The following is a 26,539-nucleotide window of genomic DNA, read 5'->3' as shown; positions in this document are numbered from 1 at the left end:
GTCCACGGCGTCTCGTCCCGTCCCGGAAACTCCCCCGGTGGCATGTACGAGTCGGAAAGCGTCGTGTAGCAGAGCCGCTCCCCAACCTCCGGCACACTCCCCGGCGCCGGACTCAACGACCGCCCCAACCCGCCCGACAGCTCCAGCACCACATCCGTCTGGCCGGTGGACCCGTCCGGCGTCACGAACACCACCCGAGCCTTCTGCCCCGGCCGCGCCGGACAGAACATCACCGCCCCCGGCGTGACCAGCACCGGATCACCAGTAGTCACCTGGATCCGGGGCCGCAGCACCCGCCGCTTCCCGCTGTCGTCGATCCGGTTCGGCTGGGCCAACGTCACCTCACCCACGAACGCTTCCCCGGTCAGCCGGTGGTCGGCCATCACCAGCGGATCGTCGTACGCCCGCTGGACCGCGTACGACTGAAGGGCCCGCTCCATCCGGTGCAGTCGTTGCGCCGCGTTCACCGCCCCGTCCCGGCGTGGCTGCGGATGCCCGCCCCCGTCCACGTACAGGACGAAGTTGCTGAACGCGTCCCGGTCCTCGGCCCAGCGTCCCTCCACCCGCGCGCCGACCGGCAACGCGCGCAGCAGCGAGATCGCCCGCCACATCAGCCGCCAGGTCGGTTCGACCTGCGCCCGCAGCGCCTCCTCCACCGCACTCCGAGCCCGAGCCTGCCGGGAAGCATCACCGGCCGCCTCCTCGTACCCCTTGATTGCCGCGCCCAGGATCTCGTTGTCGAACGTCGGGTCGGTCGACGGCCCGGCCGGTGGCCAGTTCACCGGGTCCTCCGCAACGGCCGCTGCCTGCGCGCCCGTCATCCCGTCCGGCGGATCGATCCACCCCACCAACGCCGCGAGCTGCGCGTCCTCCAACCCACTCTGCCCGGTCGCCCAGTGCATGCCGAGCGCCTCGGTCATCGACAGCAGCATCGACGATCCGGGATGTTCGGCCCGATCAGCCAGGAATGTCAACCACTGTCCCAGCAGCGGCACCGAGTGGTGCACCGGATAGTCCCCGTCGGTACGCCGGAACCGGGTCGACCGCCCGAACAGCCGGACGAACCCCACCCCGGCCGAGTTCGGCACCCACACCTGCGGCGCGTCGACGTACCGGTAGCGGATCTCCTTGCCCCGGTTCGCCGTCACCGCCTCCGTCACGCCCCGGCAGCTTCCCAGGTACGGCAGCAGCACCTCCGCCAGTTCTGCCGCGAACCCGAACCGCTGGTCCCGGTTGCGCGGCTGCGGCACGACCAGCAGTTTCGGGTTCCCGGGATCGGTGCCGACCATCGCCGCCAACGGCGCGTTCGCCTCCCCGGCCATGCTCAGCGGGATGAACACCAGCGGCCGGTCGGCGAGATGCAGGTGTCGTACCGTCGTGATCCGCTGCGCGACCCCGGCCACCACCGCCTCGGCCCGAGCCAGCGTGGTCAGTGTGCTCACGCCACCGCCCCACGACGACGCTCCGGCTCACCGGAAGCCCCGCCGCCAGCAGACCTCACGACCCGACCCCGGCCATCAACTCCGCCCGCAGCCGCGCGGCGGACCGGAGCAGCGCCGCCGCCTCCGCCTGGTCCTCGGCCGGCGCCAGCTTGTCGTGGGCCAGCGCCAGCGCCGTCTCGACCCGCTCGATCCCGCCCAGCTCCTCCCGGGCCGAGGTACCGAGGGCGGCGGTACAGCCCTTCGCCTCGTTCCGGCAGAAATACGCCAGCTCACACACTGCCAGGCAGTCCGGTGCGTACCGGGCGTCGACCGCGTGCAGCGCGTCGACGAGCGCACCCGGGGCGCGGGTCGGCACCCCGGCCGCGTCCGGCGCCAGGTCGAAGCTCAGGTTCGCCGGCAACGCGGCCAGCATCTGGTCGACCTTCGTCATCCGGCTGAGCTGCCGCCGCAACACCGACAACTGCTTGCGTACGTCGACCAGCACCGCCGTCGGCTGGTTGGAGAAGTCACGCGGGCAGACCAGCACCACGTCATGCGACACGATCGTCGGGTCGTACCCGGCGTCGGCCAGCATCTCGCGCATCGCCAGCACGTAGACGGCGGCCTGGATCGCCGCCGCCGACACCTTGCTCGGATCGGCCTGCCCGTCCACCACCGCGAACGACTTGATCTCGACGACGTGGAACCGGCCCTCGTGCTGGAACGCGATCAGGTCCGGCTCAAGGTAGACCCGCTGCCCGGCCACCTCCAGCCCGAGCAGAGGATGGTCGAAGAGCGTGCCGGCGCCCTCGTCTCCGGCGGCGGCCCGGGTGAGCAGGGCGCGCGAGCGGGCGTACCGGACCTCGGGGCTCTCCTTGTCCCGTCCGGTCACCGACTCCAGGTCGTCGTACGCCACCTCCGGGATCGGCAGTCCGAGCCGCTCCCGCAACAGGCTCAGCAGATCGGCGCAGCCGTTCGCCTTCACCTGCGCCTCGAAGGCGTTGCCCCGGGCGAGCGCGAACTGCGACTGCCCGAACCGGGACGGAAAGTCGATGTACGCCGCCAGCCGCTGCTTGTCGACGCCGGCACCGTCCAGCACGGCCCGCCGGGCACAGCCCGGATTGCGGGTCAGCGCGGCGATGGTCCGGGCGTTGTGCCGGGTCGGCCGGACCCCGCCCCGGATCGCCGCCAGCCGCTCGGCGGTGCGGTCACCGTTGCCGTTGCCGTTGCTCTTGCCGTTGCTCGTACCGCTGATGCTCGTGCTCGTCATGCCGTCTTCCCCTCGAGCGTCCGCAGCGGGCTGCCGAAGAGCTGCTGCACGTTGTCGAGCTGCCGGCGGGCCCGGTCGGCGGCCGATGCCCGCTGCGCCTGGTCGGCGTCGGCGTGCACCTCGCGTTCGGCCTCGGCGGCTCTGATCATCACCTGGGGATCCACTGTGTCATGTCCGGCAACCCCTGGCCGGGTGCTGGTGGCGCCGGGGATGTTCGTGGCGAACCGCCACAGCAGCCGGCTCACGGTCCCGGCGCTTCCGTCCGGTACCGAGCCGGCCCGTTCGGCGAGCCGGGCCGCCGCGGTCAGGAAGTCGACCCGTGGACTGAGCGGGCCGACGATCCGCCGCTCCAGCGGCCAGGTGGAGACCGCGACCAGGCCGCGCGCCGGAGCCAGGTGCTCGGCGGTCAGCGCGGAACAGAGATAGTACGGCCGCGCGTACGGCGCCGTGGAGAACGAGCGCTTCTCGTCCCGGCGCAGGTGGGTGAGCTTGTTGGCGGCGAGGCTCGTCACCGCCCCGCCGAAGAACGCGGCGTGCACCTCGGCGACCAGTCTCGGCGCGGCCGGCACCGAGAGCAGGGTCAGCGCGTGGTGCACCTGCTCACGCACCGGCACCAGCGACCCGCCACCCGCCCGCTCCGATTCGGAATCGGACTCGTCAGCGGTAGCGGAACCGGACTCGTCGGCGAGATCGGCGATGGCCTGCTCCCACGCCCGCTCGGCGGTACGCAGCTCGGCCCGCAACGCCCGAGTCCGCGCGCCGTCCCGAGCCACTACGGAACGCCGGACCTCCGCCCGCAGGGCGTCAATCCGACGCTCGAGCACCTCCATGGACTCGGCCACGGGAAGGAATGGTACAAGTTCCAGTATTCTCCAGCAATCACCATGCATCAGTGGCGCGCGACGACCTGCCGTACCAGTGCCCGCCTCCGATCGGTCCCTTGACAGCCGTCGGTGGCGCCCGACTACCCTCGGACGGAGGGCGTGGGGGATCGCGCCGAGACTCGCCGGAAGGCTTGAAGCCACCCTCATTTTCTGCCGGTACGAGCGACGGACACCGAAGCTCTGTTCCGCCCGTGCGAGTCCGGGCGACGAGCGAGGTGCTCCATGAAGACGCTCCCCGACAACCCGAATCTCGACCACCTGCGCCAACAGGCCAAGGACCTCCTCGCCGGGCTGCGGGACGCGGATCCGACGGCGACCCTGACCCAGGCCCAGGCGGCACTGGCAGCACAGTACGGCTTCCGCGCCTGGACCGACCTCAAAACCGAGGTCGACCGGCTACGCGGGCAGGCCGACACCGCCGACCCGGCTCTCGCCCGCGCGATTGCCGACCGGTACGGCCTGGGTGAGGTCGTCGGCGAGATGCGATCCGTCGCCAGACCCGACGACACGGGCCGCCGATGGTCACTTCCGACGGACCAGGGCCGCTGGGCCGTACGCACCATGGACACCTGGTGGCCCATCGTCGACGCCGAAACCGACGTCGCCCTCCAACAGGCCGCCGCTGCCGCCGGCGTTCTGCTCCCCGCCCCGGTACGGAGCCGGGCGGGCAACATCGTCGAATCGATCGACGGGCACAGCTGGCGCACCTACGAGTGGCTGCACTCCGGACCGCCGCTGTCGGCCCCGGCCAGCTCGTCGGTCACCCGCGAAGTCGGTCGGATCCTCGCCACCATCCACGGGCTCGCACTACCGGTCGACCGGATCAGCCCGTGGCACCGCTCCCGGCTCTCCGCCGTGGGATGGCCGGAACTGGCGGCCACCGCGACGGCCGCGCGCGCCAGCTGGGCTGCCGCACTGCGCGAGGCCGTACCCACCCTGACAGATCTCGACGCCGTCGCCCCGGACGGTCCCGCGCCGGAACCGGTGCTGACCCACAACGTCCTCGGCCCGGCGAGCACCCGGCTGGCACCGGATGGCCGCCTCGTCGTCGTCGGCTGGGAACACGCGGGCGGCCAACCGCCGAGCTGGGAACTGGGCAACGCGTTGCTGGACTGGACCGTCAACCCCGGCGGCGGAGTGAACACGGCGGGCGCCCGCGCCCTGGTCGACGGCCACCGCGCGAAGGCGGGTGCGCTTCCGCCGTTGGACCTGGGCATGTTCCGGGGCGCCGTTCACAGTCTCGCCAACTACGTGTTCGGGCAGGTGCAGACGGCCCTCGACACCCACGAGACCGAAGACCGACGGTACGCCGACCGCAGCGTGCGGCATCTGCTGTCGAACCTGCCGACCCGAGCCGTCCTGGAACAACTCCTCGCCGTGGCCACGTCGGCGCACCGCAGACCACCGTCGCCGAGTTCGCTGGGCCACCCCACCGTGCACTGACTCCCGCGAGCAGCATCCGAAGACCGATGTCGATGTCGATGTCACCGTCTGCTTGTATGGTCGCCGCCATGTTCGGGAACGAAACCGTAGAGGTCGACTTCGGCGCCGGTCCGGTCACCGTGCCGGCCTGGACGACGTGGGTCAATCTCACCGGCGGCAGGAGTGGCATTCCGGTTCCGACCGACGGACCCGTGGACTGGACTCAGCTGGACAAGTTGCCCTACTGCCACTCGCTTCTCTGGTCGGGCGCGGAACGTGGCGTCGTCGCCGCCCTTTCAAAACATGGGATCACGGGCCTCGAATGGCGAGATGCCAGCGGCGAGATCGACCTGACGTCCACGGCCCTGGACGGCCTCCGCCTGACTGCCAGGGGTCTCCGCCGCCTCCGGCTTCCCGCCTCGTTGACCTCGATGTTTCTCCAGGATCCGCCACCCACCGTGGATGTCGACGCGCCGGAGTCGGGCCGGAGGATCGAGCTGCTGCTCTTCTTCGGCGACCAGGAGCCGGCCATTCCCGCCGGCCTTCGGTCAGCCGGCAAGGTCTGGCTGAAGGTTGGCAGGAAGTTCTCGGCACGCACACTTCACGGCCTCGCCGCGCTGGAGAGCCTGGACATCGAACTCCTGGACCCGCCGGGCACCCTCACCGACACCGAGGAACTCGGCGTCCACCAAAAGCTGCACACGCTGCTCATCGAGAACGCCTACGACTGGGATCCGGCGACGCTTCCGGAACTCCCCGCCCTGCGGGAACTGGAACTCAACGGCACCCGGCGGACCACCGCCGCAGCGGTCAGGGCCCGCTTCAAGGGCACCGGCGTGGAGGTGAGCGTGAGCGGCGCCAGGTCGGAGCGCTGGCTCGCGGCCAACATCGACAACCCGTTCATGGACTGGGTGGACGACTCGAAGCCGTTCGCCATCGCGGCGTGCAAGGCGTACACGAAGGCGTTGAAGGCCGTGGACGCCATCCCGGCGGACGCCCCCGACCGGCTGCCGCTGGCGGAGACCGTGCTTCGCGGGTTCGTCGCCGACCTCGACGCCGTGCAGGAGAAGTACCACCTCATCGACACGTTGAACCGGGAGCACGCCGGTGAGGTCTTCGCCGGCCTGGCGGCCCGGGCGGGCGTGCCCGAGGAGACGGCCGAAGGCTGGTTCGACGACCGTAATTTCTGAGCCTTGCGTTCCTGCGCTACGGTGCCGGCCGTGCGTAGATCAGCTTCTTTCCTGGCGTTGGTGGCGCTACTGGTCGCCGGCCTGTCCGGCTGCACCTCGGACCCGACCGACGAGATCAACCCTACCGTCGCGGTCTTCCTGACCTCCGACGTCACCGAGCAGCAGAAGCAGGCGATCGAGGCCAGGCTGCGCGCCGTACCGGACGCGGCGGAGGTCACCTTCGTGTCCAGCGAGCAGGCGTACCAGGAGGTCAAGGAGCGTCTCAAGGGCGACCCCGAGCTGCTCGACAGCATCGACGCCGAGCACATGCCCCAGTCCTTCCGGCTCACCCTCCGCGACCGGGACGCCTTCGACCGGGCCGCCGCCGGCCCGCTCCGCACCGAACTGGGCGCGCTGCCCGGTGTGCACGAGGTGATCTTCCCAAGCACGAACCCGACACCGCCACCGTCGCCGTCACCGACGCCGTCACCGACGCCGAACAGGTGTGACACGGTCGAACTCTCCAAGGCGTCGGAGAAGACCGACTGGCTCGACGTCTGGGTGTACCTGACCTACGAGATCACCGAGTCGGAGAAGCAGGCCGTCGAGGCGAAACTGCGCACCATTCCCGGCATCGCACAGCTACGGCTGAAGACCAGCGAGGAAGCCGCCCGGGGCTTCAAGGATCTGACGAAGGACATCCCCGCGATGTCCGAGTCGAACAGGCCGGAGCGGTTCACCGAGTCGTACGAGGTGAAACTCGCCGACCAGGCCGCCGTCGCCTGGGTCGCCGACTCCGAGATCGACGTCGAGCTGTGCCAACTTTCCGGCGTCACCCGGGTGGTCGTACCGCGAAAGAACTGAGCGACGCCGGACAACTCGACGCCGGACAACTCGATGCCGGACAACTCGATGCCGGTCCGACATGATGCCGATCCCGTCGGGTAAGCGGCTGGCGCCATGTCCGGCGGGCGGAACGTGGAACGGGCGGGAAGAACGTCCCGCACGGCACACCCGTACGCCCGTGACCACCGCCGGTGACCCGAGGAGTTCTCCTTGTCGCTCTGCTACTCCCTGCACGTCGCGCCGGGCAAGCCGGCGGTCTCCGGTGATCTGGCGCCGGGCGAGAAGCAGCGGACCTGGTCGCCCACCACCGCCACCCTGATCTCCGGGAACCGCGAGGCGGTGCTGGTGGACGCGCTGATGACGGTGGCCGAGGCGCGGAAGTTGACCGACTGGATAGCCGCCACCGGCAAGCATCTGACCACGATCTACGTCACGCACGGCCACGGCGACCACTTCTTCGGCGCCTCGACCGTACTGGAACGATTTCCGGACGCGAGGGTCGTGGCGACCCCACGGGTGGTGCGGGCCATGCACGAGCAGGTGGGGCCCGCGCTGCTGGACGGCTTCTGGCGCCCGCTCTTTCCGGACCAGATCGCCGACCGCCCGGTCGTCGCCGAACCGCTGACGGAGTCCGCCTTCGAGTTGGAGGGCGAGCCACTGATCCCCGTCGAGCTGGGCCACAGCGACACGGACAACACGACCGCCCTGCACCTTCCGTCCATCGGGGTCGTGATCGCCGGAGACGCGGTCTACAACGACGTGCACCCCTACCTCGCGGAGTCCGCGGACGGCGGGATGGAGGCCTGGTTGGGCGCCCTGGAAATCATCGAGGCGCTGGATCCGCACACCGTGATCGCCGGGCACAAGCGACCCGGCGCCGACGACGGCCCACACAACATCGCGGAGACCCGCCGCTACATCCAGGACTTCGCCGCCGCGGCCCGGGACACCGGCACCGCCCTCGAACTGTACGAACGGGTCCTCGCCCAGCATCCCGACCGGGTCAACCCGGGCGTGCTCTGGAGATCCGCCCGAGCCGTCAAGGGGTAGCACGGCATGCGACAATCGATTGACATCGATTGTTCGGCATCCCGCGGCTGGAGACGCAGATGGTCATCCGTACCGGCCTGGCGGCCGCCCTCGTCGCACTGACCACCGCCACCGCCGCCGGCACCGTCACGCCGCCCGACACGACTCCGCCGAGCGTGCCCGGTAGGCCGGTCGCCACCCAGGTCACCGAAACCTCGGCCCTGCTCACCTGGCGCCCGTCCACCGACGACACCGGAGTCGTCGAGTACGAGATCTGGTACCTACGCGACGGCGGCAACGGCTTCCACAACAACACCCGCTCGCCGTCGTACCGGTTCACCGGGCTGACGCCCGACACCTCGTACACCTGGATGGTGCGGGCCTCCGACGGCCGCAACCAGAGCGGCTTCTCGGCACCGGTGACCTTCCGGACCGACCCCGCGCCGCACGACACGGAGCCGCCGAGCCCGCCCGGCGCCCCCCTGGCCTCGGACGTCACCGCCACCACACTGACGCTGACCTGGGCGCCGTCCACCGACAACGCCTCCGCACCGACCTACCAACTGCATGCGGACGTCGAGGGCACCGGCAGCACTCCGATGGTCGGCGGGCTACCCGAGACCTCGACCCGGCTGACCCGGCTCATCCCCGACCTGGACTACCGGTTCCACCTGGTCGCCCGGGACGTCTCCGGTAACATCTCCGCGCCCTCGCCGGCCACCGGGCAGCGCACCGCCGCCGATCCCACCGCGTCGTGCCGGGCCGGCTACCGACCCGCCACCGCCGGCAGCCCGGCGGCCGTGCTGGTCACCAACACCGGACCCAGCCCGTTGTCCGGCTGGTCGGTCCGGTTCAGCTTCCCCGGCGACCAGCAGCTCCGGTACGCCCCGCGCGTCTGGGCCCAGCACGGGCGGGACGTCGTGCTCTGGTGGTCCGGCTGGTCCGACGAATTCAGCGTGGGCGAGACGGAGAACCTGGGACTGGACCTGGTACCCGGCACCCCAGCCGCCCCGCCCAGCGGCGTCACCCTCAACGGCGTCCGCTGCACCGAGAGCTGACGGCCCGCTACGACCGGTCCGCCACGACGGGTCCGGTACGACCCGCCCGGTACGACGGGTCCGGTACGACCGGCGGCCCGGTACGACGTCAGGAACCCGTACCCGGGGTGGGCGACGGTTTGTTGCCCCTCGGCGGCTCGTACTGCCGGCACGCCTGCCGGGCGTCCCGCATCGCCGGGCTGTTCTCCGCCGCCCGCAACTGGTCCGACAGCGGGAAGTTGCCCTCGTCGTCGGGATCGGGGAAGTCCGGTACGCCCTTCTCCCGCATGCACGCGGAATACCGGCGCCGTTGCTGCATCTCTTCGGCCGTCCACCCACTCCGCTCGTCCTCGCCGGCCTTCTGGCCCCGCACCACCGCCGTACACGCCTGCGGCACCGAGTAGTTGGGCATGGAGTCCGGGAAGGCCCAGTTGCCCTCGTCGTCCTGGGCCGGGTCCGGAAAGTCGGGGTGGCCGTTGGCCCGCATACACTTCGCGACGTCGAGGGCCGTGGGCGCTTCGGCGGTGGGTGACGCGGTCGGCTGGCCGTCGGGGCCGCCGCCGGTGCACCCCGCGAGGGCGATCATCACCAGTCCGGCCGCGACGAGCGTACGTAGCTGATTCATCCGCCCAAGGTGCCCGGCGGTCGACCGGCACCGCTCCCCCCGAATGTGGCGATCCGCGCCCCTATTTCCGGGGACCGAACCGACCTGGTCACCCGTACCGAACCGCACACCCCCCGAAAGTGGGCGAGCCGGGTCGACCATGGCGGGAAGCGGCCAGCGGTCGGGCGTACCAGCATGAGGGCCATGACGGTGCTCGAACTGCGCGACGTACGGAAGACCTACCCCGGTGAACCCCCGGTCGAGTCGGTACGCGGGGTGAGCCTGACCGTGCGGCCGGGCGACATGCTCGCCGTCCGGGGCTCCTCGGGATCGGGAAAGTCGACGCTGTTGCATCTGATGTCGGCGCTGGACCGGCCGACCAGCGGTTCCGTCCGGTTGGCCGGGCAACCTGTCGAGTCGTTGACCGACCGGCAGTTGGCCGGACTGCGCGCCCATCGGGTCGGCGTCGTGTTCCAGCAGTTCTTCCTGTTGGAGTCCCTGACGGCGGTGGAGAACGTGGCCGCCGGGCTGCTCTACCGGGGGGTGCCGCCCCGGCACCGCCGTACGGCGGCCACCGAGGCGCTGCACCGGGTCGGTCTCGGACACCGGACGCACCACCGGGTCACCCGGCTCTCCGGCGGGGAGCGCCAGCGGGTGGCCATCGCCCGCGCACTGGTCGGCCGGCCCGCGATCGTGTTCGCCGACGAACCCACCGGGAACCTCGACACGGGCACCGGCGCGGAGATTCTCGCCCTGGTCCGAGAACTCAACGCCGACGGCATCACGTTCGTGATCGTCACCCACGAGGAGGCGGTGGCGGAGGCATGCCGGACCCGTATCACGATGAGCGACGGACGGGTCGTCGCCTGACCGCCCGGCCTCACTCCTCGTCGCGCAGGGCATCGCCGAGCGGAACCAGCCCCTGCTGCAGGCCGAAGATCGCCGCCTGCGTCCGGTCCTGGAGGCCGAGTTTGGTCAGGATGTTGGACACGTAGGACTTCACCGTCTGCTCACTGAGCGAGAGCGCGCGGGCGATCTCCCGGTTCGACCGGCCGCGTGACAGGGCCGCGAGAACGTCACGCTCACGGGCCGACAGTCTCGCCAGCGGGCCATCCCCGTCGTGGGCCCGGACGCTGCGTACCAGCATCGCGGCAACATCCGGATCGAGTACGCTCCCGCCGCTCGCGGCGGCGCGTACCGCCTCGACCACCCGGTCGACCGTGGCGGTCTTCGAAAGGTACGACGCGGCACCCGCCCGGATCGCGTCCATCACCCGGTCCTCGGCCGGGAACGAGGTGAGCACGATGACCACCGTCGGGTCCTCCCGCTGGCGCAGTGCGTGCAGCACCCCCATCCCGTCCAGGCCCGGCATCACCATGTCGAGCAGGACCACGTCCGGTCGGAGCGCCCCGATCCGGGTGAGCGCCGCGTTCCCGTCGGCGCACTCGCCCACGACCTCGAAGTCGGGCTCCTGGTCGAGCACGAACCGCAGCCCCTGTCGGACCACCTCGTGGTCGTCCACGATCAGGATCCGGATCATCCGGCACCTGCCGGCAACAGCACCCGCACCGTCGTCCCCCGGCCCGGCGCACTGGCCACCTCAAGTGTTCCGCCCAGTTCACCGACGCGTTCGCGCATCATCGCGAGGCCCATCCCGTGCCGCCCCGCCGACGCCCCCGGGTCGAAGCCGCGACCGTCGTCGTGGACCGTGACCGTGACCTGCCCGCCGGCTCCGGCGACCCGCAGTTCGACCGTGCCGGGCTCACCGTGCCGGACCGCGTTGCCGAGCGCCTCCTGCACCACCCGCAGCACCGCGTGCTCCACCGGCGGGTCCAGCGGTGGCGGGTCGATCCGGGAGGCGATCGCGATACCGAGCCGGACCCCGTACGCCCGGCACAGCTCGGCCAGCGCCTCGGCGAGGCCCGCGTCCTCCAATGCGATGGGCCGCAGCTCCAGCAGCATCGCGCGCATCTCCCGCATCGTCCGCTCCAGGGACCGTTCCAGGGACTCGGCCTGTGGTCCCAGCCCCGAACTCGTCCGCAGAGCCTTCCGCAGGCCACCCGCCAGCAGCCTGGCCGAGAAGAGGTCCTGCGAGATCGAGTCGTGCAACTCCCGGGCGATCCTGGTCCGCTCGGCCCGCCGCGCCTCGGAGCCCGCCGCCTTCCGCTCCGCCCGGCGGGCCGCGTCCAACCGTTCGGCCATCGTGTTGAACGCCTGCTCCAACCGGCCCACCTCGTCACCACCGGAAACCGGCAGCCGGGCGTCGAGGTCGCCGCCGGCCATCGCCGAGGTGGCCCCGGCCAGCCTGCGGATCCGCCGGATCAGTCGACCGGTGCTGAACAGCCCGAACAGCGCGCCGACCGGGAGCAGCAGGACCAGGATCACCACGCCGGGAAGAACCAGGGAATCGATTGCCGGTACGGCGTCCTCCTCGGACCTGCGCGCCTCTCCGTTCAATATCCCGCCGGCCCCGTCGGTCGGCTTGCTGGCGCCGTCCGGTTTCGGGTCCGGGTCCCACAACCTGACGTACGCGATCCCGATCACCCGGCGGGCGCCCGCCGGGTCGGTCAGCTCCACGGGCTTGCTGGCCCAACTCGCCGGCCGCCCGTTCGCCCACGTCCGGCCGCTGCCCGCCGAGCGGCCGATCGCCTCGACGGGAAGCCGGGAGTTCCGGCCGAACTGACCGCTGGGCTCGCTGCCGACCACCCGACCGTCCACGGTCGCCAGTACCCGCAGGTTGTCGCTCGGCCCCTCCTTCTGCTGCCCCGTGACCAGCGGTCCGGCGACGACGATCGCCGCCGCGTGGGCGAGCAGTGCCTCGTCCGTGGTGCCGGGTTTCCGGGCGACGGCCGCGCTCGCCTCGTCCCCCGCCGCGGCGCCGGTCTGCAACGCCAGGAACTCCGTCTTGCCCTGCCGGGCGCTCTCCTCGGCCTCGACCGCGCGCTGCCGTGCCCGCTCGACGTCGTCGTTCGCCGCGCGGATCCGCGGCACCATGACGACCAGCACGACGGCCTCGACGACCAGTACGGCGGCGGCCGACACGAGCACGTACGACGCGGCCATCCGGGGACGGAGACCGAAACGGGAGAACATCGACCGCCTCCAGGGGGAAAGAGTCGCCCCGTGGCCCAGGCTACCGACCGGACGTGCCGATCCCGGCGCTGCGAACCCCCCGAATAAGAGGGTGCGCGGACACCTCTTCCGGGGGAGGTACGCACCTGCCGCCGCGCGCCATCGTGAGCGGATGAACGGACTGAGCGATCGCGCCTGCCCGGCGCGCGGCCACGCCCGCATCCGGAGCCCGCAGCACGGGAGGCCGGGCAGGTGAGCCGTGGACGTGTCACGCTGCTGCTGGGGGCGGCGTTGGCCGCCGGGCTGGCCGGAGCGGCCGGACTGGTGGTGATCAACAGCCGGGCGGAGGAGCGGGGAGCGGCTCCGGTGACCGCCGTGAGCACGGACAGCGCCGAGGTACGCACGACCGACGTGACGGAACGTATCCGCGTCAACGGCACACTCGGTTACGCGGGCAGCTACGACGTGGTGGCGCCGGGTCCGGGAATCCTCACCCGGTTGCCGGCACCCGGTCAGGTCGTCCGCCGGGGCCAGGTCCTCTACGAGGTCGACGGCAGCCCGGTCGTGCTGATGTACGGCAGCCGCCCCTCCTGGCGGACCCTGGAGATCGGCATACGGGACGGCGCCGACGTCCAACAGTTGGAGGCCAACCTGAAGGCCCTCGGCCACGGCGACGAACTGACCGTGGACCGGCACTTCAGCCTCGCGACCCACTACGCGCTCCGCCGCTGGCAGCACGCCGCCGGCCTGCGGACGAGCGGCTCGGTCCCGCTCGGACGGGTCGTCTTCCTGCCCGGCGCGATCAGGATCGCCGGTCACGACCTCGGGCTGGGCAGGCAGGTACAGCCGGGCGTACCGGTCGAACGCGGCACCAGCGACCAGCCAGCGGTCACCGTGCAGCTCTCGCCCCAGCGGCTGCCCGACGCGAAGGTGGGCGACCCGGTCCTGGTGACCCTGCCCGACGGCGCGACCCGCGACGGAAGGATCACACACATCGGCGCGGTGGTCGCCGCGTCCAGTGGATCGGGCGACGGCGCCGACTCCGCCGGTGGCGGCACCGCGACCGGATCCACGGTGCCGGTGACCGTGCGGATGGCCGGGACCGTCAACGGTTTCCTGGACCAGGCGCAGGTCCAGGTGGCGATCACCGTCGAGGCTCACCAGAACGTACTGGCGGTCCCGATCACCGCACTCAACGCCGTACCCGGGGGCCGGTACGAGGTGGTCGTCGTGGACGGCGGGACGACCCGACGGGTACCGGTGCGGACCGGGCTCTTCGACGAGACCGCCGGACTGGTCGAGGTCAGCGGCCCGGAACTGCTCGAAGGCCAGCAGGTGCGGGTGCCCCGTGACAACACCTGACGTGCCACGCAGCAGACTCCGTGCCCGGGACCTGCTGCCGACCGGAACGCTGGGGCTCCGCTCCCGCAAACTCCGGGCCCTGCTGTCCGGCCTCGGTATCGCGATCGGCATCGCCTCGATCGTGTCGGTGCTCGGGGTGACCCGGTCCAGCCAGTCCCATCTGCTGGCCCAGATCGACCAGCTCGGAACGAACCTGCTGACCGTCGCCAACGGAACGGACCGGAACGGCGCCGAGGCGCGGCTTCCGACCAGCGCGACGCCGATGATCCGGCAGGTTCCCGACGTGCTGTCCGTCGCGCCAACCGCGAAGCTGAGCAACACCGACATCTACCGCAACGACCGGGTACCCACCGGTCAGACCGGCGGCCGGGCCGTACGGGCCTGTGACGCCTCGCTGCTCGCCACACTGGACGGATCGCTGCTCACCGGCACGTTCCTCGACTCCGGCCCGTACCCCGTCACCGTGCTCGGCTACGAGGCCGCCACCACCCTCGGCATCGACGACGTGAGCGCCAGCCCTCGGGTGTGGCTCGGCAACCACTGGTACACGGTCGTCGGGATCCTGAAGCCGTTCCCGCTCGCGCCGGAGATCGACCAGTCCGCACTGGTGTCGTTCGCATCGGCCGAACGCCTCCTCGGCTACGACGGCCATCCGAGCCGGTTGTACCTGCGCGCCGATCCCGACCACGTCGACGACGTCGTCGACCTGCTCGCCGGTACGGCCAACCCCGTCGACCCGGCCCGGGTGGAGGTCAGCCGCCCGTCGGAGGCGCTCACCGCCCAACTCGCGGTCAAGGAGGCGGGCGCCGGCCTGTTCCTCGGGCTCAGTGCCATCGCGTTGCTGGTCGGCGCGATCGGAATCGCCAACGTCATGGTGATCTCGGTGCTGGAACGGCGTACCGAGATCGGGCTGCGCCGGGCGCTCGGCGCGGCACGCGGCCACGTCGCGGCACAGTTCCTCACCGAGTCCCTGGTGCTGTCCATCCTCGGCGGCGGCGCTGGCGTTCTGCTCGGTACCGCGGTGACGATGGCGATGTCCGCCAGTCGTGGCTGGAGCGTGCTGATCCCACCGGAGGCGCTCTGGGGCGGAATCGTCGTCTCGGTCGCCGCCGGGATGCTCGCGGGGCTCTATCCCGCGCTGCGCGCCGCCAACGTACCGCCCACCGACGCCCTGAGAACCGCCTGACCGGTCAGCCGGCCCGGACCAGCCACTCCAGCATCGCCGGGGTGGCATCGAAGTGGCCGGCGTGTCCGACGTCGGCCCGGGTGGCCAACGTGGCACCCGGAATGCGTGTCGCCAGCCACCTGCCGTGGCCGACCGGTACGGCCTCGTCCAACTCGCCGTGCCACAGCCGCACCGGGCGGCTGATCGTCGCCGGGTCGAAGCCCCACGGCAGGCCGAACAGGGCGCGGACGTCATCGACCCAGCCGCCGATTCCGGGCCGTACCGCCTCGGCGAACGCCGTCCGGACCATCCCGCCGATCTCCGGCCGGGCGAGGATCGCCTGGTCGTTGGCGGGCAGCAGCGACGGCCCGCTCGCGGACGCGGACTTGCCGAGATGCGCCGTGAGCGCCTCGACGCCGCGCAGCGCCTCGGCCGCGCTGGCCCGGTTCCCGGCTCCCATCCCGGCCGTCCAGTCCAGCCCGTCGGCGTCCCGGGGGGCGAGGCAGGCCAGGGCGGCGACCCTGACCACCCGGTGCGGGAAGCGGGCCGTGAAGGCCAAGGCGTGCGGACCGCCGCCGGAGACACCGAAGATCGGAAACCTGTCCATCCCCAGCGCGTCGGCGATGGCGGCGATGTCGTCGGCAGCGTCGACGACCCGGCGCCCTGGTTGTGGCGTGGAGTAGCCGAAGCCCGGCCGGTCGTACGTGATCAGCCGGACCCCTAGCCGCGCGAAGAGATCCGGGTCGGGGTACCGGGCGAGCCGGCTCATCGGACTGCCGCAGACGTAGAACACCGGGGTGCCGTCCGGCTGGCCCCACTCCTCGACCGCCAGCACCCGACCGTCGCCGCTGATCACTTTCCGCATGGCGGCAAAGCTAGCGCCGACGGGAGCTCGGACCTAGACGCTGTGAGCGAAACTATGGGGCGTCAGCGTGGCGAGTGCGCGTCGACCGGGGTCGGCGCGGCCAGGTGCTGACGGGCGAACTCCAGCGCCTCCCGCAGGTCACCCTCCCGGTCGGCCCGGCTCTTCGCCCGGCGGGTGGAGACCTCCACCGCCACCGACCCGGTGAAGCCCCGACCGGACAGCGAGGCCAGCAGTTCACCGCAGGGCTGGGTGCCCCGGCCGGGCACCAGGTGCTCGTCCCGGCCCTCACCGGTGCCGTCTCCGAGGTGTACGTGGGCCAGCTCGGCCCCCATCCGGTCGGCCATCTCCAGCGAGTCGCTGTGCGAGGCGGCGCAGTGCGACAGGTCCAGGGTGTAGGCGTCGTACCCGGTGTCGGTCGGATCCCAACCCGGCATGTACGGGACGAACTCCCGCCCCGCCATCCGGACCGGGTACATGTTCTCGACCGCGAACCGGACTCCGGAATGTTCGGCGCCCAGTTTGCCGATTCCGTCGGCGAACGTCCGGGCGTAGTCACGCTGCCAGGTGAACGGCGGGTGCACCACCACCGTCGGCGCGTCCAGGGACTCGGCCAGCACCGCCGACCGGCGCAGCCGCTCCCACGGGTCGGAACTCCAGACCCGCTGGGTGACCAGCAGGCAGGGCGAGTGCACCGACAGCACCGGTACGCCGTAGTGCGCCGCCAGCCCGCGCAGCGCCCCGGCGTCCTGGCTCACCGCGTCGGTCCAGACCATCACCTCGACGCCGTCGTAGCCGAGCGCCGCCGCCATCTCGAAGGCGGCCGCCGTCGGCTCGGGAAAGACCGAGGAGCTGGACAGCAGTACGCGGGTGGTCACGTTCTCAGGGTAGCCCCACCGGGAAAACCCCACCGGGGACAAGACCGCTCAGACCGTCTCTCTCGGGCCCTGTGCCGGCTCCAACAGGTCCAGCCGGCGCAGGATGACGCCCTCCCGGAGCGCCCACGGGCAGATGTCCAGCACCTCCACCCCGAACCGGCGCATCACCGCCTCGGCCACGATCGCCCCGGCCAGCAACTGGTGGGCCCGGCGGGCGCTGACCCCCTCCAACTCCGCGACCTTGCTCGGCGGAATGTGCCGGATGAAGCCGATCACCTGCCGCAGCCCGGTCTGGGACAGGCTGCGCCGGGCCCAGAGCCCGTCGGACGACGGCGCCGCCCCGGCCAGCCGGGCCAGGGTCCGGAAGGTCTTGCTGGTGGCGGCCACCCGGTCCCAGCCGACCTCGGTCATCTCGTCCGCCACCGCGTCGAGCATGTCCTCGACGTACTCCTCCAGCTTCGCCACCGCCGTCGCCGACGGGGTGTGGTTGCTGTCCGGGCCCACATCCAGCCAGTCCCGGGTCAGCCGGCCGGCGCCGAGCGGCAGCGACTGGGCGAACTCGGGCTCCTCGTCGATCCCCGCCGCCATCTCCAGGGAGCCGCCGCCGATGTCGAGCACCAGCAGCCGACCGGCCGACCAACCGAACCACCGGCGTACGGCGAGGAAGGTCATCCTGGCCTCGTCGGCGCCGGAGAGCACCTGGAGACGTACGCCTGTCTCGGCTCGGACCCGGGCCAGCACCTGCGGCGCGTTGGTGGCGTCCCGGACGGCGGAGGTGGCGAACGCCAGCACGTCGTCGGCGGTCAACCGGGCCGCCGCCATCTTCGCCTCGGTCACCGCCGCGACCAGCGCGTCCGCGCCCGCCGTAGTCAACGCGCCGTCCCGGCCGATCTGCTCGGCCAGCCGGAGTACGGCCTTTTCCGAGTGGGCCGGCCACGGATGGGCACCGTGGTGCGCGTCCACCACCAGAAGGTGCACGGTGTTGGAGCCGACATCAAGCACGCCGAGTCGCATGGGAAAGACACTAGACGCAGGTCGCGGGACGATAGCGGGCGTAGGCTGGCCGGGTGGCAGCACGCAACCAGCTCCGGATCCTGGTCGACGACCCCGGCGACCCCCGCAGCCGGGAGGTCCCACTCGACTTCCCTCGGGAGTGGATCGAGTTCGCCGACCCGGCCGATCCCGAGCATCTGATCCGCGCCGACCTGACCTGGCTGCTGTCCCGCTGGACCTGCGTCTTCGGCCAGGCCTGCCACGGCATCATCGCCGGCCGCGCCGCCGACGGCTGCTGCTCGCACGGCGCCTTCTTCACCGACGCCGACGACGAGAAGCGGGTCCGGACGGCGGTCCGGCTGCTCACCCCGCAGACGTGGCAGCACTACCGGCGCGGCTTCAAGAACTACACCGAGGTGGACTCGGTCGACGGCGAGACGCCGGCCCGGCGTACGGCCACCCAGTCCGACGAGGGGCCCTGCGTCTTCCTCAACGACGCGAACTTCGCCGGCGGCGGCGGATGCGCGCTGCACGCCCAGGCGTTGCGCGACGGCGTACATCCGCTGGAATACAAGCCGGACGTCTGCTGGCAGCTTCCGGTACGCCGGGACCAGGACTGGGTGAAGCGGCCGGACGACACGAAGGTGCTGGTCTCGACGCTGGGCGAGTTCGACCGGCGCGGCTGGGGCGCGGGCGGGCACGACCTCGACTGGTGGTGCACCTCGTCGCCGGAGGCGCACGTCGGCACCGAGCCGATGTACCTGTCGTACTCCCCGGAGCTGACGGCGCTGGTCGGCAAGGCCGCGTACGCCAAACTGGCCGAGTTGTGCGCCGAGCGGGAACGGCGTGGCCTGGTGGCGACCCACCCGGCGACCGCCGGAGCCGATCCGGTGCTCTCCCCCGGTCCCCAGGAGGGCGGCCGGGAACCTGCCAGCCCGAAGGCGGCCGCCGCTGGCCGCCGCCCCGCACCGCAACGCACCCGAGGCGCCAAGCTCTAGCTCCAACCGCCGGGGCGGCCTACGGCTCGAACTTGTAGCCCAGGCCCCGGACGGTGACGATGAACCGGGGCGCCGACGGCTCCGGCTCGACCTTCGACCGCAACCGCTTCACGTGTACGTCCAGCGTCTTGGTGTCGCCGACGTAGTCCGCGCCCCAGACCCGGTCGATCAACTGTCCCCGGGTGAGCACCCGGCCCGCGTTGCGGAGCAGCAGCTCCAGCAGCTCGAACTCCTTCAGCGGAAGCTGGACCGCCGAGCCGTCCACGGTCACCACGTGCCGTTCGATGTCCATCCGCACCGGACCGGCGGCCAGGGTCGGGGTGCCCGGCTCGACGGTCTCGTTGCCACGGCGCCGGAGTACGGCCCGGACCCGGGCGACCAGCTCGCGCGGCGAGTACGGCTTGGTGACGTAGTCGTCGGCGCCGATCTCCAGCCCGACCACCTTGTCGATCTCGCTGTCCCGGGCGGTGACCATGATGATCGGCACCTGGGAACGCTGGCGGAGCTGACGGCACACCTCGGTGCCGGACATCTCCGGCAGCATCAGGTCGAGCAGCACGATGTCCGCGCCGGTGCGGTCGAACTCGGTCAGCGCGGCGGTGCCGGTCGCCGCCGCCGAGACCTCGAATCCTTCCTTACGCAGCAGGTAGGAGAGGGCGTCGGAGAACGACTCCTCATCCTCGACCACGAGTACGCGGGCCACGGACTGTCCTTTCTTCGTCGGTACGGCCGGAACTATCCGAGCGTGCCGGTCTCGATCTCAACTGACGGGGCTGGCGGTAGGAAGGCGTCCGGTGGACGGGCGGGGAGCCGGATGGTGAACGTCGAGCCACCCCCAAGAGTGCTGGAGACCTCGACCCGACCGCCATGGTTGGTGGCGATGTGTTTGACGATCGCCAGCCCGAGCCCGGTCCCGCCGGTCTGCCGTGACCGGGCCTGGTCGGCCCGGTAGAACCGCTCGAAGATCCGGTCCACGTCGTCCGGGGCGATGCCGATGCCCTGGTCGGCGACGGAGATCTCGATGTGCTCGGCGCTGCTCCGGACGGTCACCGTCACCTGGGTCCGCACGCCCGAGTAGGCGATCGCGTTCTCCACCAGGTTGCTGACGGCGGTGGCCATCTGGCTGTCGCTGCCGTACACCGTCAGGTCGCGTTCGCCCTCGACGACGACGGTGACCTCCCGGGCCGAGGCGGCGGTACGGGTCCGGTCCAGCACCTCGGCGGTGACCCAGTCCAGCGAGACCGGATCCGGTGCCGGCAGCGGCTCGGCACCCTGCAAGCGGGTGAGTTCGAGCAGTTCGTTGACGAGTTTGCCGAGCCGGGTCGACTCGTGCTGGATCCGTACGGCGAATCGTCGGGCGGCCACCACGTCCTCGGACGGGTCGAGTACGCCGTTTCCGGTGCTCTGGTCGGTGGCGTCCAGCAGCGCCTCGGCGAGCAGTTGCAGCGCGCCGATCGGGGTCTTCAGTTCGTGGCTGACGTTGGCGACGAAGTCCCGGCGTACCCGGGCGACCCGGTGCGACTCGGTGACGTCGGCGGCCTCGACGGCGATGTAGCCGGAGCCCAGGCCCATCGCCCGCAGGTGCACCCCGAGCGGGTCGGACATCCCGCCCTCGCGTCCGCGCGGCAGGTCCAGCTCCACCTCCCGGCGTACGCCGGTCCGCCGTACCTGGCCGGCGAGGGTGCGGATGATGGGATGCGCGGCGACCGTGCCGGGGGTCGCGCCGACCCGGAGCAGACCCATCGCCCGAGCGGCCGGATTCACCAGTACCGGAACATCGTGGGCATCGAGGACAACCACCCCGACCCGGAGCGAATCAAGACTTTTTCGGCCGAGTCCGGGCAGGCCGGCGGCCACTTCGTCGTTGGCGATCGCCGGCCTCCTGTTGCCTAGTGCGCCACTCCGTCCGGAGGCGGCGCCACCCGATCTGAACCGACCGGCGATCCGATCACGGAACGGGCCGAGGGCCAGGCCGAGGCCAAGTCCTCCGAGCACACCTACGACCACCCCCCACTCCACGCGGCGATCGTAGGGTCATCGTTAACCTATCGACCAGGCAAAATTGGGCGAATCACGCTCTCAACCAGGAATGTTCACCCACCGGTCCAGTGCCGTTCACCGATGTTCACCCCGGCGCCGCCCGATCGACCTACCGTGGGCGGCACCCATCCATCCGTACCGCCGCAGTCGGTCCGCCCGTGCGGCATCCGTACGGCAACCCCCGACCACGGCGAACCCAGCGGGACGTGATCATGCGCGAGGAATTCCGGATCGACCTGAACATCGTGAGCCAGTTGCTGGTGGACATGGCGGAGGCGGTCCGCGCCGCCATGCGCCAGGCCACCCGGGCACTGCTCACCGCCGACCGGAAAGCCGCCGAGGACGTGATCGCCCGGGACGCGGAGGTCGACTCCCTCTACCGGCAGATCGAGGAGCGGGTCTGCGACCTGCTGGCCCGGCAGGCCCCGGTCGCCTCCGACCTGCGGACCCTGATCACCGCCCTGCACGTCGCCGCCGACCTGGAGCGGATGGGTGACCTCGCCGACCACGTGGCGAAGACCGCCGTACGCCGGCACCCGTCGCCGGCCGTACCGGCGGAACTGCGCGGAGTCTTCTCCGAGATGGCCGCCGTCGCGGACCGGATCGCCAACAAGATCGCCACGGTGCTCTCCAAGCCCGACGCCACCCTCGCGGCAGAACTGGAGCAGGACGACGACGCGATGGACGACCTGCACCGGGACCTCTTCGCACTCCTCCTCGCCGACGACTGGCCGTACGGCGTCGAGACCGCCATCGACGGCACCCTCCTCGGCCGCTTCTACGAGCGCTACGCCGACCACGCCGTCAACGCCGGCCGCCGCGTCGTCTACCTCGTCACCGGCGAAACCATCACCGACTGAAGTGTAAGGAAGGGCCCCTTCTTATCGCTTTCTGCATAAGAAGGGGCCCTTTTTAACACTTCTGCTCCAGTGCTAGCGGCCCTGGTTCGCGACAGCGGCCGCGGCTTCCTTGGCGGCCTCGGGGTCGAGGTACGCGCCGCCGGTCACCAGCGGACGCATCGACCGGTCGAGGTCGTAGCGCAGCGGAATGCCGGTCGGGATGTTGAGCTTGGCGATCGCCTCGTCGGAGATGCCGTCGAGGTGCTTGACCAGGGCCCGCAGCGAGTTGCCGTGCGCGGCGACCAGTACGGTCCGGCCGGCCAGGATGTCCGGGACGATCGAGTCGAACCAGTACGGCAGCATCCGCTCGACGACGTCCTTCAGGCATTCCGTCCGGGGCATCAGCTCGGGCGGGAGCAGGGCGTAGCGCGGGTCGCCCACCTGGGACCACTCGTCGTCGTCGGCGATCGGGGGCGGCGGGGTGTCGTACGAGCGGCGCCAGAGCATGAACTGCTCCTCGCCGTACTCGGCCAGGGTCTGCTTCTTGTCCTTGCCCTGTAGTGCGCCGTAGTGCCGCTCGTTCAGCCGCCAGGACCGGCGTACGGCGATCCAGTGCCGGTCGGCGGCGTTCAGGGCGAGCGCGGCGGTGCGGATCGCCCGACGCATCACGCTGGTGTGCAGCACGTCCGGCAGCAGGTTGTGCTCACGCAGCAGTTCACCGCCGCGTCGGGCCTCGCCCTCGCCCTTGGCCGTGAGGTCCACGTCGACCCAGCCGGTGAAGAGATTCTTGGCGTTCCAGTCGCTTTCGCCGTGCCGGAGCAGCACCAACGTGCCCACCGCGGCTCCCTCGCCCGCCACCGTGGATCCTCCCGGCTCAGTCCTCGTGCTCGCAGTCATGCGCCTCATCCTGCCGGAACGGTCGAGCAGGCACGCGGCGACCCTGGGTGACGACCGACACGTGGAAAAACGGATGACCAGTCCGGACCCGGCCGACTAGCTTCGTAAGGAACGTAAGAACAAATGGTCATTACCGGACGGGGGCGGCCGGGTGCGGGCGGTTCGAGATTGGTTCCAGGACACCACCGGTGGCCTACCCAGGACGTTCTGGTACCTCTGGACCGGCACCCTGATCAACCGCGTCGGCTCCTTCGTGATCGTCTTTCTGGCGATCTACCTGACCGAGGTACGCGGGTTCGACGAGTTCAAGGCCGGTCTGGTGCTCGGCCTCTGGGGCGCCGGCGGCGCGGCCGGCACGCTCACCGGCGGGGTCCTCGCCGACCGCTGGGGACGCCGCCCCACCCTGCTCACCGCCCACCTGGGCGCGGCCACGATGATGCTGGCCCTCGGGTTCGCCCGGGAACTGTGGATGGTCGCGCTCGGGGCCCTGCTGCTCGGGATGTTCGCCGAGGGGGCCCGTCCCGCGTTCTCCGCGATGATGATCGATGTCGTGCCGGAACGGGACCGGCTGCGCGCCTTCACCCTCAACTACTGGGCGATCAACCTGGGGTTCGCCTGCGCGGCGGTCCTCGCCGGACTGGCCGCCGAGGCCGGTTACCTGCTGCTCTTCGTCGTCGACGCGGTGACCACCCTCGCCACCGCGGCGGTCATCTTCCTGAAGGTGGGCGAGACGCGGCCCGCGCACGGCGTCCAGCAGTTCCGAGCCCACTCGCAGGCCCCGCTGGCGGCCCCGCACCGTGGCGGTCTGCGTACGGCCCTGTCCGATCGGGTGTTCGTCGGCTTCGTGGCCCTGAACATCCTGCTCGCGCTCGTCTTCATGCAGCACGTCTCGATGCTGCCGATCGCGATGAGCCAGGACGGGCTGTCGCCGTCGACCTACGGGTCGGTGATCGCGGTCAACGGGGTGCTGATCGTGGCCGGGCAACTCTTCGTACCCCGGCTGATCCGGGGGCGCAGCCGGTCCCACGTACTCGCCCTGTCCGCGCTGGTCGTCGGCGTCGGTTTCGGCCTGACCGCATTCGCGGACGCGGCCTGGTTCTACGTGCTGACGGTCCTGATCTGGACGCTCGGCGAGATGTTGAACTCGCCGTCCAACTCGACGCTGATCGCCGAGTTGTCGCCGTCGGCGCTGCGCGGCCGGTACCAGGGGGTCTTCTCGCTCTCCTGGTCGGTGGCGGCGTTCGTGGCTCCGATCGCCGGCGGTTTCGTCCGGGGTCGGCTCGGTGACGCGGCCCTCTGGTTCGGCTGCGCGGCCATCGGCGGAGTGGTGGCGGTGGCCCATCTGCTCTCCGGTCCGGCCCGGGAACGCCGGGCGGCCGAGCTGCGTACGCCGCCGGCCGGTCCGGCCCCGCGCGGCACCGCACTGGCCGGTGCCGGCACGGGCACGGGCGCCGGCGCAGGCGTCTGAGTCCCGACCGAGAGGCCGTCTGGCCCGGGTGGCAGCGGGGTCGGGCGACGCCGACTAGCTATATCTTACGTAATTACGTAAACTTGAAACCATGACGCTGGAGGAGCGGGTGGCAGAGCTGGAACGCCGGCTCGACACCCTGGAGGAACGGGCCGGCGGGGACGGGGGCCACCCGCGCCGACAGCCGACCGACGGCGACTTCTGGGCCCTGGAGGGCCTGAAGGCACAACTTGCCGAGCACGGCGCCGAGGATGGCGGCGTGCTCTTCACCGGCTCGGTCCGACTACCTACCCACGACCGGTACGACTGGCAGTACGCCCTGCCGACGGAGGCGCTTCTCGATGCCGAGGACCGCTGGACGGAAGCGGCGGAGTCCTTCGCCGCGCTCGGCCATCCGGTCCGGATGCGGCTGCTCCGCGAGATTCTGGGCGGTCGCCGTACCGTCGCCGAACTGACCGCGCTCGACGGCATCGGCACCACCGGTCAGGCGTACCACCACCTGCGACAACTGACCGCCGCAGGCTGGCTGCACAATCCCGGTCGGGCGCGTTACGAGGTACCGCCGGGTCGGGTCGTGCCGCTGCTGGTGGCGCTCGCTGCCGCCCGCCCCTGAACCGGGCACGGCCCTGCGACCTTGGCACCACGAACGGACCCGGCATGACGAACGGACCCGGCATGACGAACGGACCCAGCATGACGCACGGATCCGGCATGAGCCACGACACGGCCCGCGGACCCGACCTTCGGAACGGGCACAGCCATCGGAAGGAGAACCTGATGCTCAAGACACTGATGATCCTGCACCGCTGCTGCTGGGCGGCGTTCCTGGTAATCCTCGTGGCGGGGTTCTTCCTCGACTTCTCCGCGCTCTGGGGGTGGCTGGCGATCGCGGTCGCCATCGCGGCACGGTTCGTGATGGGTCGACTGCTCAGGCCGTCCGCCGAGCAAGCCGCCGAACCTCCGCGACCGGTCGAGGTGCGGGCGCCGGTGACCGGCCGCTGGTCGGCACTGAACAGCCCGGCGAGCAAGGTGCCGAGCCACGGCATCCGGGCCTACGGCCAGGCGTACGCGATCGACGTGGTCGCGGAACCGGCGGACCGGGCCCGTCCGGGCTTCGGCTGGTGGCCGGTGGCCCGGCGTAACCGCGACTTCCCGGCGTTCGGCGCACCGTTGCTGGCGGTCGCCGACGGCACCGTGGTCCGCGCCGTCGACCGCAACCGCGACCATCTGAGCCGCAACTCGTTCCCGGCCCTGTTGTACCTCGTCGTCGAGGGACTGTTCCGGGAGATCGCCGGCCCCGGCCAGATCCTCGGCAACCATCTGATCCTGGACCTCGGCAACGGCAGGTACGCCGCGTACGCCCATCTGCGTCGGGGCTCACTACTGGTCGGCGAGGGCGATCGGGTCCAGACCGGGCAGCCGGTGGCAAGGTGCGGGAATTCCGGCAACTCCACCGAACCGCACGTGCACTTCCAACTGATGGACAATCCGGATCTGGCCGTGGCCCGGGGAATTCCGTTCACCTGGCGCGGCCTCGGCGTACCGGCCAACGGCGAGGTCTTCTCGGTCGACCCGACACAACCGTCGGCGGTGCCGTCAGACGCGACCCGCTAGAAAAGTTTGGACCGGCGGCGGCGGGCGACGTTCACCCCCGTAAACGTCGCCCGCACACACCGCCGGTTTACAGGTGGACGCGCCGTCCCCCAACGGCTCATGCGCCACCCGTCCCCCTGCGCCGTCACTCGGTGCACGAATCTGTTCGATCCGCCGTTCCCCCGAACTTTTCCGAGCGTGGCGCGTGCAATAACGTTAGTTGTCGCCGGATCAGCCACACAACCCGGTATCTCTGTCTCGCCCATCACACCGGCCGAGAGTGGTCGATCTCAGCGCCTCTGTCGGACACAACCACTCCGAGGTGCGAAGACATTCCCCGTCATCCCGGCGACGCTCTTACCCGTCCTCGCGATCCGGCGATTCGGTACGAAAGAAGTTGCTCTGCCGACCGTCGGAAAGCTGCTCCTGGTAAATGAAGTTCAGCGCCCGCAGGTCGAACGTGTGGAACCACTCGTCCCAGCTAACCGGCTTCAGTCGTCCGCCTTCCCGCCAACCGGGGAAGTCAAACGTCAGTACGCCGAGTCGACCCTCACGCTCGGTGCCCTCGATTGTTGCCGGTTGGGCGTTTCGGCCCTCGGCCCAGCGCCGGATGACATCGTGCTCCCGGGTCACCAGACTCCGCCCCGGCCGCTCGGGCTGGTCCTGGGGCGATGTCTCTTATACACACCT

The 26,539-nt window shown here is 71.0% G+C and carries 25 protein-coding genes and 1 pseudogene; 13 read left to right on the top strand and 13 right to left on the bottom strand.

The window, feature by feature from the left end:
- The 3 genes from I0C86_RS25005 to I0C86_RS24995 form a co-directional block, all read right to left on the bottom strand.
- Positions 1 to 1,442, bottom strand: a 1,442-nt coding sequence (locus I0C86_RS25005) for a hypothetical protein (protein ID WP_196203717.1), incomplete at its 3' end; no start/stop codon positions are given.
- 55 nt (positions 1,443 to 1,497) lie between these two features.
- Positions 1,498 to 2,691, bottom strand: coding sequence for a hypothetical protein (locus I0C86_RS25000; RefSeq protein ID WP_230394733.1), 1,194 nt, complete (start codon positions 2,689 to 2,691; stop codon positions 1,498 to 1,500).
- Entirely contained in the window at positions 2,688 to 3,533 is an 846-nt protein-coding gene (locus tag I0C86_RS24995; RefSeq protein ID WP_196203716.1) for a hypothetical protein, read from the bottom strand. Before I0C86_RS24995 ends, I0C86_RS25000 begins: the two co-directional genes overlap by 4 nt.
- A 264-nt stretch (positions 3,534 to 3,797) precedes the next feature.
- Here I0C86_RS24995 and I0C86_RS24990 point away from each other — a divergent pair, with 264 nt between their 5' ends.
- From I0C86_RS24990 to I0C86_RS24970, 5 genes are all read left to right on the top strand, one after another.
- Positions 3,798 to 5,018 (top strand): aminoglycoside phosphotransferase/kinase family protein, encoded by a 1,221-nt coding sequence (locus I0C86_RS24990; protein ID WP_196203715.1) that lies wholly within the window; start codon positions 3,798 to 3,800, stop codon positions 5,016 to 5,018.
- A 68-nt stretch (positions 5,019 to 5,086) separates the two neighbouring features.
- Entirely contained in the window at positions 5,087 to 6,187 is a 1,101-nt protein-coding gene (locus tag I0C86_RS24985) for a hypothetical protein (RefSeq protein ID WP_196203714.1), read from the top strand.
- Between the two features lie 30 nt (positions 6,188 to 6,217).
- Positions 6,218 to 7,030, top strand: a complete 813-nt coding sequence (locus I0C86_RS24980) for a permease-like cell division protein FtsX (RefSeq protein WP_196203713.1) — start codon at positions 6,218 to 6,220, stop codon at positions 7,028 to 7,030.
- A 192-nt stretch (positions 7,031 to 7,222) separates the two neighbouring features.
- Positions 7,223 to 8,062 (top strand): MBL fold metallo-hydrolase, encoded by an 840-nt coding sequence (locus I0C86_RS24975; protein ID WP_196203712.1) that lies wholly within the window; start codon positions 7,223 to 7,225, stop codon positions 8,060 to 8,062.
- Positions 8,063 to 8,121: 59 nt separating this feature from the next.
- On the top strand, positions 8,122 to 9,099 hold the full coding sequence (locus tag I0C86_RS24970; protein ID WP_196203711.1) for a fibronectin type III domain-containing protein: 978 nt from the start codon (positions 8,122 to 8,124) through the stop codon (positions 9,097 to 9,099).
- Between the two features lie 88 nt (positions 9,100 to 9,187).
- On the opposite strand, the gene I0C86_RS24965 is transcribed toward I0C86_RS24970, so the two are convergent.
- Positions 9,188 to 9,703, bottom strand: coding sequence for a hypothetical protein (locus I0C86_RS24965; protein WP_196203710.1), 516 nt, complete (start codon positions 9,701 to 9,703; stop codon positions 9,188 to 9,190).
- A gap of 189 nt (positions 9,704 to 9,892) precedes the next feature.
- On the opposite strand from I0C86_RS24965, the gene I0C86_RS24960 reads away from it, so the two are divergent.
- Entirely contained in the window at positions 9,893 to 10,552 is a 660-nt protein-coding gene (locus I0C86_RS24960; protein WP_456319970.1) for an ABC transporter ATP-binding protein, read from the top strand.
- A gap of 10 nt (positions 10,553 to 10,562) precedes the next feature.
- Here the strand turns inward: I0C86_RS24960 and I0C86_RS24955 are convergent, their stop codons facing one another.
- Positions 10,563 to 11,222 (bottom strand): response regulator, encoded by a 660-nt coding sequence (locus tag I0C86_RS24955; RefSeq protein ID WP_196203708.1) that lies wholly within the window; start codon positions 11,220 to 11,222, stop codon positions 10,563 to 10,565.
- Entirely contained in the window at positions 11,219 to 12,775 is a 1,557-nt protein-coding gene (locus I0C86_RS24950) for a sensor histidine kinase (RefSeq protein WP_196203707.1), read from the bottom strand. Before I0C86_RS24950 ends, I0C86_RS24955 begins: the two co-directional genes overlap by 4 nt.
- Positions 12,776 to 13,006: 231 nt before the next feature.
- Here I0C86_RS24950 and I0C86_RS24945 point away from each other — a divergent pair, with 231 nt between their 5' ends.
- Positions 13,007 to 14,116, top strand: coding sequence for a peptidoglycan-binding protein (locus tag I0C86_RS24945; RefSeq protein WP_196203706.1), 1,110 nt, complete (start codon positions 13,007 to 13,009; stop codon positions 14,114 to 14,116).
- Entirely contained in the window at positions 14,103 to 15,302 is a 1,200-nt protein-coding gene (locus I0C86_RS24940) for an ABC transporter permease (protein ID WP_196203705.1), read from the top strand. Before I0C86_RS24945 ends, I0C86_RS24940 begins: the two co-directional genes overlap by 14 nt.
- Before the next feature lie 4 nt (positions 15,303 to 15,306).
- On the opposite strand, the gene I0C86_RS24935 is transcribed toward I0C86_RS24940, so the two are convergent.
- The 3 genes from I0C86_RS24935 to I0C86_RS24925 form a co-directional block, all read right to left on the bottom strand.
- Complete coding sequence (locus tag I0C86_RS24935; protein ID WP_196203704.1) at positions 15,307 to 16,146, bottom strand: alpha/beta fold hydrolase; 840 nt, start codon at positions 16,144 to 16,146, stop codon at positions 15,307 to 15,309.
- Positions 16,147 to 16,208: 62 nt separating this feature from the next.
- Positions 16,209 to 16,955, bottom strand: a complete 747-nt coding sequence (locus I0C86_RS24930) for a sugar phosphate isomerase/epimerase family protein (protein WP_196203719.1) — start codon at positions 16,953 to 16,955, stop codon at positions 16,209 to 16,211.
- A gap of 114 nt (positions 16,956 to 17,069) precedes the next feature.
- The gene (locus tag I0C86_RS24925; RefSeq protein ID WP_196203703.1) at positions 17,070 to 18,035 is read right to left on the bottom strand and encodes a Ppx/GppA phosphatase family protein; all 966 of its coding nucleotides are present in this window, start codon (positions 18,033 to 18,035) and stop codon (positions 17,070 to 17,072) included.
- Between the two features lie 77 nt (positions 18,036 to 18,112).
- Between I0C86_RS24925 and I0C86_RS24920 the strand changes: the two genes are divergently transcribed.
- Complete coding sequence (locus I0C86_RS24920; RefSeq protein WP_407676350.1) at positions 18,113 to 19,012, top strand: hypothetical protein; 900 nt, start codon at positions 18,113 to 18,115, stop codon at positions 19,010 to 19,012.
- Between the two features lie 19 nt (positions 19,013 to 19,031).
- On the opposite strand, the gene I0C86_RS24915 is transcribed toward I0C86_RS24920, so the two are convergent.
- A complete protein-coding gene (locus I0C86_RS24915) occupies positions 19,032 to 19,715 on the bottom strand; it encodes a response regulator (protein ID WP_196203701.1) in 684 nt (227 codons plus the stop codon).
- 32 nt (positions 19,716 to 19,747) lie between these two features.
- On the bottom strand, positions 19,748 to 21,031 hold the full coding sequence (locus I0C86_RS24910) for a sensor histidine kinase (RefSeq protein WP_196203700.1): 1,284 nt from the start codon (positions 21,029 to 21,031) through the stop codon (positions 19,748 to 19,750).
- A 233-nt stretch (positions 21,032 to 21,264) separates the two neighbouring features.
- On the opposite strand from I0C86_RS24910, the gene phoU reads away from it, so the two are divergent.
- The gene (phoU, locus tag I0C86_RS24905; RefSeq protein WP_196203699.1) at positions 21,265 to 21,912 is read left to right on the top strand and encodes a phosphate signaling complex protein PhoU; all 648 of its coding nucleotides are present in this window, start codon (positions 21,265 to 21,267) and stop codon (positions 21,910 to 21,912) included.
- A gap of 72 nt (positions 21,913 to 21,984) precedes the next feature.
- Here the strand turns inward: phoU and I0C86_RS24900 are convergent, their stop codons facing one another.
- Entirely contained in the window at positions 21,985 to 22,788 is an 804-nt protein-coding gene (locus tag I0C86_RS24900) for a phosphoglyceromutase (protein ID WP_196203698.1), read from the bottom strand.
- A 151-nt stretch (positions 22,789 to 22,939) separates the two neighbouring features.
- On the opposite strand from I0C86_RS24900, the gene I0C86_RS24895 reads away from it, so the two are divergent.
- The 3 genes from I0C86_RS24895 to I0C86_RS24885 all read left to right on the top strand — a co-directional run bounded on the left by I0C86_RS24895 (position 22,940) and on the right by I0C86_RS24885 (position 25,870).
- Entirely contained in the window at positions 22,940 to 24,256 is a 1,317-nt protein-coding gene (locus I0C86_RS24895; RefSeq protein WP_196203697.1) for an MDR family MFS transporter, read from the top strand.
- A gap of 91 nt (positions 24,257 to 24,347) precedes the next feature.
- Complete coding sequence (locus tag I0C86_RS24890; protein WP_196203696.1) at positions 24,348 to 24,869, top strand: ArsR/SmtB family transcription factor; 522 nt, start codon at positions 24,348 to 24,350, stop codon at positions 24,867 to 24,869.
- Between the two features lie 164 nt (positions 24,870 to 25,033).
- A complete protein-coding gene (locus tag I0C86_RS24885; protein WP_196203695.1) occupies positions 25,034 to 25,870 on the top strand; it encodes a M23 family metallopeptidase in 837 nt (278 codons plus the stop codon).
- Positions 25,871 to 26,206: 336 nt separating this feature from the next.
- Here the strand turns inward: I0C86_RS24885 and I0C86_RS24880 are convergent.
- Positions 26,207 to 26,512: pseudogene (locus I0C86_RS24880) on the bottom strand (hypothetical protein); the annotation flags it as partial.
- Positions 26,513 to 26,539: the final 27 nt, after the last annotated feature.

The organism is Plantactinospora alkalitolerans, from assembly GCF_015690345.1.
GTDB lineage: Bacteria > Actinomycetota > Actinomycetes > Mycobacteriales > Micromonosporaceae > Plantactinospora > Plantactinospora alkalitolerans.
This window is presented reverse-complemented; position numbering and strand designations above follow the sequence as displayed.